The organism is Terrabacter sp. P5_B1 (assembly GCF_056400505.1).
Window position 1 is genome coordinate 1 of record NZ_JBFULD010000141.1, and the last position, 10,238, is coordinate 10,238.

General features: G+C 70.6%; 9 protein-coding genes. 1 reads left to right on the top strand and 8 read right to left on the bottom strand.

Features of this window, described 5'->3' with window-relative positions:
• The 7 genes from AC1DP0_RS11670 to AC1DP0_RS11700 all read right to left on the bottom strand — a co-directional run.
• Positions 1 to 1,087, bottom strand: a 1,087-nt coding sequence (locus AC1DP0_RS11670; protein WP_478084736.1) for an aldehyde dehydrogenase family protein, incomplete at its 3' end; no start/stop codon positions are given.
• Between the two features lie 103 nt (positions 1,088 to 1,190).
• The gene (locus tag AC1DP0_RS11675; RefSeq protein WP_478084737.1) at positions 1,191 to 2,558 is read right to left on the bottom strand and encodes a glutamine synthetase family protein; all 1,368 of its coding nucleotides are present in this window, start codon (positions 2,556 to 2,558) and stop codon (positions 1,191 to 1,193) included.
• A 9-nt stretch (positions 2,559 to 2,567) separates the two neighbouring features.
• Positions 2,568 to 3,320: a FadR/GntR family transcriptional regulator gene (locus AC1DP0_RS11680; protein ID WP_478084738.1), complete on the bottom strand. Its 753-nt coding sequence runs from the start codon at positions 3,318 to 3,320 to the stop codon at positions 2,568 to 2,570.
• A 195-nt stretch (positions 3,321 to 3,515) separates the two neighbouring features.
• Positions 3,516 to 4,370, bottom strand: coding sequence for an HAD family hydrolase (locus AC1DP0_RS11685; RefSeq protein ID WP_478084739.1), 855 nt, complete (start codon positions 4,368 to 4,370; stop codon positions 3,516 to 3,518).
• 13 nt (positions 4,371 to 4,383) lie between these two features.
• Complete coding sequence (locus AC1DP0_RS11690) at positions 4,384 to 5,481, bottom strand: branched-chain amino acid aminotransferase (protein ID WP_478084740.1); 1,098 nt, start codon at positions 5,479 to 5,481, stop codon at positions 4,384 to 4,386.
• A gap of 167 nt (positions 5,482 to 5,648) precedes the next feature.
• Complete coding sequence (locus tag AC1DP0_RS11695; protein WP_478084741.1) at positions 5,649 to 6,713, bottom strand: 3-isopropylmalate dehydrogenase; 1,065 nt, start codon at positions 6,711 to 6,713, stop codon at positions 5,649 to 5,651.
• Positions 6,714 to 6,828: 115 nt separating this feature from the next.
• The gene (locus AC1DP0_RS11700) at positions 6,829 to 6,909 is read right to left on the bottom strand and encodes a 3-isopropylmalate dehydrogenase (protein ID WP_081633825.1); all 81 of its coding nucleotides are present in this window, start codon (positions 6,907 to 6,909) and stop codon (positions 6,829 to 6,831) included.
• Positions 6,910 to 7,212: 303 nt separating this feature from the next.
• On the opposite strand from AC1DP0_RS11700, the gene AC1DP0_RS11705 reads away from it, so the two are divergent.
• Complete coding sequence (locus tag AC1DP0_RS11705; protein ID WP_478084742.1) at positions 7,213 to 8,496, top strand: AI-2E family transporter; 1,284 nt, start codon at positions 7,213 to 7,215, stop codon at positions 8,494 to 8,496.
• Between the two features lie 27 nt (positions 8,497 to 8,523).
• On the opposite strand, the gene serA is transcribed toward AC1DP0_RS11705, so the two are convergent.
• Entirely contained in the window at positions 8,524 to 10,107 is a 1,584-nt protein-coding gene (gene serA / locus AC1DP0_RS11710; RefSeq protein WP_478084743.1) for a phosphoglycerate dehydrogenase, read from the bottom strand.
• Positions 10,108 to 10,238: the final 131 nt, after the last annotated feature.

A 10,238-nucleotide genomic window follows, 5' to 3' on the forward strand; every position in this document is an offset into this window, starting at 1 on the left:
CCTCCTGCCAGACCCGGTCGCTCGTCGAACGGGGCAGGACCACGGTCGCGGGGTACCAGTAGCCGCTGCCGTCCGGGGCGTCCCCGCGAAACGCGACGTCGACGTCCTCGGCGGCGTCCTCGACGAAGGAGCGCACGGTGTGGCGCTGACCGGCGCTGATGAGCGGGCCCATCTCGGCAGCCTCATCGCGCGGGTCGGTGACGACGACGCCGCGCACCGCAGTCTCGAAGTGCTCCATGAACCGGTCGAACACGTTTCGCTGCACGAGGATCCGGCTGCGGGCGCAGCAGTCCTGGCCGGCGTTGTCGAAGACGCCGTAGGGCGCGCGCGCGGCGGCGAGCTCGAGGTCCGAGTCGGCGAAGACGATGTTGGCGCTCTTGCCGCCGAGCTCGAGGGTGATCCGCTTGACCTGGTCGGCCGCACCCCGCATGATGCGTTGCCCGACGGCGGTGGAGCCGGTGAAGCAGACCTTGCGCACGTCGGGATGCGTGACGAACCGCTCCYCCACGACGGAGCCCTGGCCGGGCACCACGGTGAACACACCCTCGGGGATGCCGGCCTCGAGGGCGAGGTCACCGAGCCGGAGCGCTGTCAGCGGCGTCAGCTCCGCGGGCTTGAGCACCACGGTGTTGCCGGCGGCGAGCGCGGGGCCGAACCCCCAGCCGGCGATCGGCATCGGGAAGTTCCACGGCACGATGACGCCGACGACCCCGAGCGGCTCCCGGAACGTGACGTCGATGCCGCCGGCGACCGGGATCTGGCGTCCGAAGTTCCGCTCGGGCGCCCCCGAGTAGTAGGCGAGGACGTCGCGGACGTTGCCCGCCTCCCAGCGGGCGTTGCCGATCGTGTGCCCGGCGTTCGCGACCTCGAGCAGCGCGAGCTCCTCCTGGTGCTCCCCGACGAGGTCGGAGAAGCGCCGCAGGAGCAGCCCGCGGTCCGCGGGAGCGACGGCGGCCCACCCCGGGCCGGCAGCCTTCGCGCGGGCGATCGCCTCGTCGGTCTGCTCGAGGGAGGCGAGTGGCACCGTCGCGACGACCTCCTCGGTCGCCGGGTTGATGACGTCGTGGCTCTGGCTGAACGTGGTCATGCGCCGCCCCCCTCGCTCGTTCGATGTATCCGCGCGGCCCCTGGCACGCGGAGATACATCGAACCGGGGTGGAGTGGGGCGGGTCGGGTTGCTGGGGGGCGGGTCACAGTCGTTCGAATCCTCTCTTGCGCTCCCAGTCGGTGACGGCGGCGTTGAAGGCCGTGATCTCGACGTCGGCCGCGTTGACGTAGTGGTCGACGACCTCGTCGCCGAAGGCCGCTCGCGCCGTGGTCGACCCGGCGAGCAGGTCGCGGGCCTCCTGCAGCGTCGATGGCACGCGCGGCTTGTCGGACGTGTAGGCGTTTCCCTCGAGGGGCGGCTCGAGCGGGAGCTCGTTCTCGATGCCGTGGAGGCCGCCGGCGAGCATGGCGGCCACGGCGAGGTAGGGGTTGAGGTCGCCGCCGCCGACGCGGTTCTCGACGCGCAGTCCGGCGCCGTGACCGACGACGCGCAACGCGCAGGTGCGGTTGTCCCGACCCCACGCGACCGCGGTCGGGGCGAAGCTGGCCGAGGCGAATCGCTTGTAGGAGTTGATGTTCGGCGCGTAGAAGTAGGTGAGCTCGCGCTGCGTGGCGAGGATGCCGGCGAGGAAGTGGTCGAACAGCTCGCTGCGGCCGCCGTCACGGTCGTCGTCGGCGAAGACCGTCTCGCCGTCGAGACCGCGGAGCGAGAGGTGGATGTGGCACGAGCTGCCCTCGCGCTCGTCGAACTTGGCCATGAAGGTGAGCGACTGGCCGTGGTGGGCCGCGATCTCCTTGGCCGCGTTGCGGTAGACGACGTGGTTGTCGCACGTGCGCACCGCCGTGTCGAAGAGGAAGCCGATCTCGTGCTGGCCGTAGTTGCACTCGCCCTTGGCGCTCTCGACGACCGCGCCGGCGGCATACATCTCGTTGCGGATGTCGCGCAGCAGCGGCTCGACGCGGTCGCCCCCGAGGATGGAGTAGTCCACGTTGTAGCGGTTCGCTGGTGTCAGGCCCGTGTAGCCCGCGTCCCAGGCCTGCTCGTAGGACTCCTGGAAGACGATGAACTCGAGCTCGGTGCCGCAGTGCGCCGCCATCCCGAGCTCGGCCGCCCGGTCCACCTGCGCCTTGAGCACCGACCGGGGCGACTGCTTGACGGCTCCGCTGCCGTCGATCCACGTGAGGTCGCACTGCACGGTGGCCGAGTGCCGAGTGCCCGGGGTGCGGCGCAGCGTGTCGAGGTCGAGGTCGAAGAACATGTCGCCGTAGCCGCGCTCCCACGAGGAGATCGCATAGCCGTCGACGGTGTTCATGTCGACGTCGACGGCGAGCAGGTAGTTGCATCCCTCCGTGCCGTCCTCGAGGACGTGGTCGAGGAAATAGTGCCCGTGCAACCGCTTGCCCTGCAGGCGACCCTGCATGTCGGTGAACGCGACGACGACGGTGTCGATGTCGCCCGCCTCGATCTCCGCACGAAGCCGGTCGATCGTCAGGGGTGGTGGTTTCGCCATGTCCTCTTCCTATCCGATGAGGCCACGCAGCAGCGCGGAGGTCGCGTCGCAGTGCTCCTCCATCACCGCCCGCGCCCGGTCCGCGTCGCCGCCGAGAATGGCGGCGACGACCTGTTCGTGCTGGGTGCTGGAGTGCTCGATGTTGCGCCGCAGGACCGGGATGGCCATGAGCATGTCGTGCAGCGCGGCCTGGGCACGCGTCACGGCGTCGACGAGCATCGGCGAGCCCGAGAGCGTCGCGATCGCGAGGTGCAGCCGGGAGTCCGCGACCCGGTGCCCCGCCGCGTCGGAGGTGTCCTCGACGTCGCGCAGGCACCCCGTGAGCCAGGCCCGCTGGTCGCCGGCCAGCGGCTGGTTGGCTGCCAACCACGCCGCGCCCGGCTCGACGACCCGACGGAAGTCGAGGGCGTCGAGCATCGCTGCACCGCTGCGGACGAAAGTGCCCGCGACGCCACGTGACGACGCAGGGATCTCGGCGGCATACGTCACGGTCGTGCCACCGCCCCTCCCCCGTCTCGTCGTGACGAGGCCCGAGTCGCGGAGCGCAGCAATGGCCTCGCGCAACGTGTTGCGGCTGACGCCGAGGCGCGCCGCGAGGTCACGCTCCGGCGGCAGCTGCTCCCCGTCGGCTAGCACCCCGAGGCGGATCGCCCGGGCGAGCTGCTCGACGGTGTCCTCGAAGGCGTTGCCGGAGGCCGGCCGCAGCACGGCATCCGGCAAGGCTGTGAGAGCGAGGTCGCGCGCACCCCTGTCCGCGCCCATGTCAGCCGAAGATCTCCGTGGCGGCAAGCATGGCCTCGTCGGTGGCGGCACCCGAGGTGCCGGCGGTGACGTCAGGGGCCGGAGGAACGCTCATGCACGACCTCACAAACCTCGTGCAACGAACCTTTGCCCGTTGCTCCATCCTGGTGTGAGGCATCCTGTACCCGCACGGCGAGGACCGTCAATGGTTCTCTATCAAACCTTTTGAGTCAAGATCGCCTCGAGGACGTGCGCGACCCCGTCGTCGTCGTTGGCCGGGCACAGCCGGTCCGCGGCACGGCGCACCCGCTCGTGACCGTTGGCCACCGCCCAGCCGACCCCGGCCCACTCGAGCATGGGCAGGTCGTTGGGCATGTCGCCGAAGGCCCAGACGTGCGCGGCCTCGATGCCGAGCCCCGTGGCCCACCGCTCCAAGCCGGCGGCCTTGGTCACCCCGGGCGCATTGATCTCCGCCAGGCCGTGCGCGCCGGAGAAGTGCAGGTGGCCGCGGGCGCCGACGACCTCCTCGACCGTGGAGAGGAACTCCTCGACTGGTAGGTCAGGAGCCAGCGCGAGCAGCTTGCCGACCGGCTCGGCAGCGACCTCGCGCCACGACCCGTGCACGGCCCGCTCGGCGCCCCGGTCGCGGTGCGGGTCCGGGTAGTCGTCGGCCACGAAGGGCCCGGTGGCCCGCTCGGCCGCAAACGTGACCGCGGGCACGGCTCGTCTCAGGTCGGCGACGATGTCGTCGAGGACGACCCGCTCGAAGCAATGCGTCTCCAGGAGCCGACGCGTGGCCACCTCGTACACGAAGGCGCCGTTGCCGCAGATCGCCGTGCCGCGTGGCCCGACGACCCGCTCGAGGTCGTGCAGCCAGCGCGGCGGTCGGGCCGTGACGAGGACCGTCTCGATGCCGGCGTGCGCGGCGGCGGACCAGGCCGCGGCCGTGCGCCCGGACAGCGAGCCGTCCGTGCGCAGCAGGGTGCCGTCGAGGTCGGACGCGACGAGCCGGGGCGGGACGATGTCGCCGATCGCCGACCCGGTCCGTGCCCGACCGCCCACGGGACCCATCGGCGACGACCTGTCAGACGAGGCGGGTGAGCCAGCCCCGCGAGTCCTCGGCGCGGCCGTACTGGATGTCGAGGAGCCGGGCGCGGATCGCCTCGGCGTAGCGGTCCTCGTGGCCGTCGCGGCGGTGGTCGACCGAACCGCCGGCCCAGCGCAGCTCGCCGACCGGGGTGACGACGGCGGCGGTCCCGCACGCGAAGATCTCGACGATGTCGCCGCTCGCGGACCCCTCCTTCCACTCCTCGATCGGGATGCGGCGCTCCTCGGGCTCGAGGCCCTGCTCCTTGGCGATCTCGAGGATGGAGCTGCGCGTCACCCCCTCGAGGATCGTCCCGGTGAGCTCGGGCGTGATGATGCGCCCGTCCTTGGTGACGAGGAAGAGGTTCATGCCCCCCAGCTCCTCGATGTAGGTGTGCGTCGAGGAGTCGAGGAACACGGCCTGGTCACAGCCGTGCTCGATGCCCTCGAGCTGGCCCGCGAGCGAGCTGGCGTAGTTGCCGCCGCACTTGGCGGCGCCGGTGCCACCCTCACCCGCACGGGCGTAGTCGGTCGAGATCCACAGCGTGACGGGCTTGAGTCCCCCGGAGAAGTAGGCGCCGGCCGGCGAGGCGATGACGGAGTAGGTGACCCGCTGGGCCGGACGCACGCCGAGGAAGGCCTCGGACGCGAACATGAAGGGACGCAGGTAGAGGCTCTTCTCCCCCGCGTCGCCCGCAGGCACCCAGTCCTGGTCGACGGAGACGAGCTGGCGCAGCGACTCGATGAAGTCGGCCTCGGGCAGCTCGGGCAGCGCGAGGCGACGGGCCGACCGGGCGAAGCGGGCCGCGTTGGCCTCGGGCCGGAAGGTCCAGATCGAGCCGTCGGCGTGACGGTAGGCCTTCATGCCCTCGAAGATCTCCTGGGCGTAGTGCAGCACCGCCGCGGCCGGGTCGAGCTGGAAGGGCCCGTAGGGCCGGACCTGCGCGTCACCCCACCCACCGCCGGCGGTCCATGTCGCGACGACCATGTGGTCGGTGAAGGTCTTGCCGAAGCCTGGGTTCTCGAGGATCTCGGCGATGCGCTCGGGCGAGGTGACCTCGTCCCGGCGGGTGACCTCGAACGACAGCTGGGTCATGACAAACCTCCAGAAGGCAAAATCAGCGGTGATCCGGTGTCAGGCTATCGCCCACATCCTGAGACGCAGAAGCCGGGCACCCGCGCTCGCGGGGGCGCGCGTATGCCGTCAGCCCGGGCCCGCGGCATACGGACCCGGGTGCCCGGCGGGTCACCCGTGCCGGCTCGTCAGAGTCGGGACGCGACGGCGTCACCGACGGCGGTGGTGCTGCGGACGGCGTCGCCGCGCTCGGCCAGGTCTGCGGCCACGGCGTCGTCGACCCGGGTCGCTTCGTCGTCGAGGCCCAGATGGGCGAGCAGCATGCCGACCGAGAGGATGGCCGCGGTGGGGTCGGCCTTCGACTGGCCCGCGATGTCGGGAGCCGACCCGTGGACGGGCTCGAACATGCTGGGCGTCGTGCGCGCCGGGTTGATGTTGCCCGACGCGGCGAGCCCGATGCCGCCGGCGATGGCAGCAGCGATGTCGGTGAGGATGTCGCCGAAGAGGTTGTCGGTGACGATGACGTCGAAGCGGCCGGGGTCGGTGGCCATGAAGATCGTGGCGGCGTCGACGTGCTGGTAGGCGGTCTCGACGTCGGGGAACTCGGCACCGACCTCCTCGACGGTGCGCCGCCAGAGGTGACCGGCATACGTGAGGACGTTGTGCTTGTGCACGAGCGTCAGGTGCTTGCGCGGCCTCGCCTGCGCGCGGGCGAACGCGTCGCGGACGACGCGCTCGACGCCGTAGCGGGTGTTGACGCTGACCTCGGTCGCGATCTCGGCCGGTGTGCCGACCCGCAGGGCACCACCGTTGCCGGTGTAGGGCCCCTCCGTCCCCTCGCGGACGACGACGAAGTCGATGCCGTCCGGTGCGACGCGCGCGACGTCGAGCGGGCTCGAGACGCCGGGGAAGAGCTTGGCCGGACGCAGGTTGACGTAGTGGTCGAGGGCGAAGCGCAGGGGCAGCAGGACTCCCCGCTCGAGCACGCCACTGGGGACGCTCGGGTCGCCGATGGCACCGAGGACGATCGCGTCGTGGCCACGCAGCTCGTCCAGGACCGAGGCCGGGAGCGTCTCGCCGGTGGCGTGCCAGCGCTGCGCCCCGAGGTCGTAGGAGGTCGTGGTGAACTTGGGACCGCCGTCACCGGTGACGGCCTCCAGGACCTTGAGACCCTCCGCGACCACCTCGGGCCCGATGCCGTCACCGCCGATCACGGCGACGGAGTAGGCGTCCTTGACCTGCGTCTGTGGCATGCCGCCAGCCTAGAACGCGTCTTGTGATGTGGGATCAGCGTCTCATTTTGTGAACGCGCGACGAAGGCCCCCGCCCGGCTGGGCGGAGGCCTTTCGTCGTGGTGTCGCTCGGGACTCAGTCCTCGGTGTGACCCTGGTCGCGCAGGTCCATCGACTCCTGCAGGGCCTGGCGGGCCGCCTTGGCATCTTCGCTCATGGTGATCACGTCTTCCGGTCTCATTACGGGTGGTGGTCTCAGGTGGCTCCAGCCCTGGAGGGCGAACCGGTCAGCACGAGGGGTGCGCGGGATCTCCGCGGCGAGAGTGCTGACTACCTGGACTCGCCGCGGCGGAGAATGAGTACGACCTGCCGCGTCATGCGTTTCACGGTACGCCGGGCCACTCGGTGGTAAAGGGGGTTTCCAGTACGTGAGACACGGTGTCCGCCATTCGGCCGGGCGGCGCTGCCCTCAGCAATCGGCATCCCCCGCTCGGGAGACCGGTGCCCGTAGGCTCGGCGCGTGAGCGTCGACCACCGCCCGGAGCACCCGAGCTCTCCACCGCACCAGCGGCACGGCAGCCACGCCGTGCCCGGGATCCCCTTCGACGACGAGGCGCGCTGGATCGCGATCACGCCCGGCAACGCCCGTCGCGTGACGTTCATCGTGCTCGCCGCCGTCGTCCTGCTGTCCGTGGCCACGTGGGCGTTCCAGGCGATGAGCAGCTTCCTCTTCCTGCTGCTGCTCTCGTGGCTCGTGTCGATCGCCATGGAACCGGTCGTCCTCTATCTCAGTGGGCGGGGCATGAAGCGTGGCCTCGCGACCGGACTGACGATGCTCGGCCTGCTCCTGCTCTTCGTGGGCCTCGTCGAGCTCTTCGGCCAGGTCTTCATCTCGCAGCTCTCCCAGCTCGGCACGCAGCTGCCCGGCGCAGTGACCTCGGCGATCAACTGGGTCAACGCGACGTTCCACACGAACTTCGACCTCGCGCAGATCCAGTCGGCCCTCAGCCTGACCCCGGACAAGCTGGGCGAGCTCGCGGGCAAGTACGGCGGCGGCATCGTCGGCATCTTCGGCTCGCTCTTCACCTTCGTCTTCGATGCCCTGACGATTCTCGTCTTCGCCTACTACCTCTCCGCCGACAGCCCGCGGCTGCGCCAGACGATCGGCTCCTGGCTCCCCCAGCGCTACCAGCGGGTCTTCATCACCGTGTGGACGATCTCGGTCGAGAAGACCGGCGGCTACGTCGTGTCCAAGCTCGTGCTCGCCTCGGTGTCGGCGGTCTTCCACGTGGCCTTCTTCTGGTTCATCGACGTGCCGTTCTGGCTGCCGCTGGGCATCTTCGCCGGCATCGTCGGCCAGTTCATCCCGACCATCGGCACCTACATCGGAGTGGCTCTGCCGGCCCTCTTCGCGCTGATCGACAAGCCGATCAACGCCCTGTGGATAGCCGTCTTCGCGACGGTCTACCAACAGCTCGAGAACTACGTCTTCACCCCGCGCATCAGCCGACGCACCATGGACGTGCACCCGGCGGTGGCGCTCGGGTCCGTCATCGCGGGGGCCGCGCTCTTCGGCCCCATCGGTGCGCTCATCGGCATCCCCATCGCCGCGGTCGCACTCGCCATCATCGACACCTTCAGCAAGCGCCACGAGCTCGTCCCGGAGCTCGCCGAGCTCGAGCCGACCGAAGCCACCGACGAGCTGGCCGAGACGTTGGCCGACGAGCTGGATGGCGGCCTTGCAGACCCGGCGACCAACGCGCCGACGGACGAGCCACACGAGGCCCCCGACATCAAGAGGTGACGTCGCAGGGCGCGCAGGACCGCTGGCTCAGTCCCGCAGGTCGACGACCGAGAAGGTCTTGGCCTCGACGACCTCGGAGAGCTCGGCCGCCAGGGCGGCCGGGACGGCGCTGTCGACGTTGAGCACGCCGATGGCGCGGTCGTCCTGGCGCGAGACCTGCATGCCGCCGATGTTGATGCCCGCGTCGCCGAGGATGCGGCCGACGCCGCCGATGACGCCGGGGCGGTCGGAGTACTCGAAGACGAGCATGTGATCGGAGAGCGGCACCTCGAGGTCGTAGCCGTTGACCCCCACGAGCTTCTCGACCCGCTTCGGGCCGGTGAGCGTGCCCGAGACCGACACGACCGTGCCGTCGGCGAGCGTGCCGCGCAGCGTCGCGACGTTGCGGAAGTCGCCGGAGTCGGGATCGGTCACGAGCCGCACGACGCAGCCCCGCTGCTCGGCCAGGACGGGCGCGTTGACGTACGTGACGGGGTCTTCGACGACGTCGGTGAACAGGCCCTTGAGGGCGACGAGCTTCCAGACGCTGACGTCGTGGGCCGTGATCTCACCACGGACGTCGACGTCGAGCTGAGCCGGCACGGTGCCGGCGACGGCCGTGAAGATGCGTCCGAGCTTCTCCACCAGCGGGATACCCGGGCGAACCTCCTCGGCGATGAAGCCGCTGGAGACGTTGACCGCGTCGGGGACGAGCTCGCCGCCGAGGGCGAGGCGCACCGACCTGGCGACGGCGATGCCGGCCTTCTCCTGGGCCTCTTCGGTCGAGGCGCCCAGGTGGGGGGTCACGACGACGGACTCGTGCTCGAAGAGCGGCGACTCCGTGGTCGGTTCGGACGCGAAGACGTCGATACCGGCACCGGCGACACGGCCCTCGGCGATGGCGCGGGCAAGGGCGGCCTCATCGACGATGCCCCCACGAGCGGCGTTGACGATGCGCACCGACGGCTTGACCTTCGCCAGCGCCTCCTCACCGATGAGGCCGATGGTCTCCGGCGTCTTCGGCAGGTGGATCGTGATGAAGTCGGACTGGGCGAGCAGCTCGTCGAGCCCGACGAGATGGGCGCCGAGCTGGCCGGCCTTGGCCGGCGAGGCGTAGGGGTCGTAGGCGACGATCTTCATGCCGAAGCCCTTGAGGCGCTCGGCGACCAGCGCACCGATGCGGCCGAGACCGACGACGCCGACGGTCTTGTCGAGCAGCTCGACGCCGGAGTACTTGCTGCGCTCCCACGCCCCGCCCTTGAGGGCCTGGCTGGCCGGGGCGATGTTGCGGGCGGTGGCGAGGAGCAGACCGACGGCGAGCTCGGCGGCGGAGGTGATGTTGGAGGTCGGTGCGTTGACGACCATGATGCCGGCCCGGGTGGCGGACTGGACGTCGACGTTGTCGAGCCCGACCCCGGCGCGCGCGATGACCTTGAGCTGCTTCGCCGCGGCGATCGCCTCGGCGTCCATCTTCGTGGCCGAGCGGATGAGGACCGCGTCGACGTCGGCCAGAGCCGCAAGGAGCTCGTCGCGGTTGGCCCCGTCGGCGGATCGAACCTCGAAGTCGGGTCCCAGCGCCTCGATCGTGGCGGGTGAGAGCTCTYCAGCGATGAGGACGACAGGTCTRCTCACAGGGGGTCCCTTCCGGAGGGGGCCGTCGGTGGCACCGCGGCGTGCCGACGGCGAGTCTATGCCGGATGCACGGGCCAGTCCCGCGCGCCGCCCGGCGGGCCGGGATCCGCAACGATCACGCGGATCGTTGC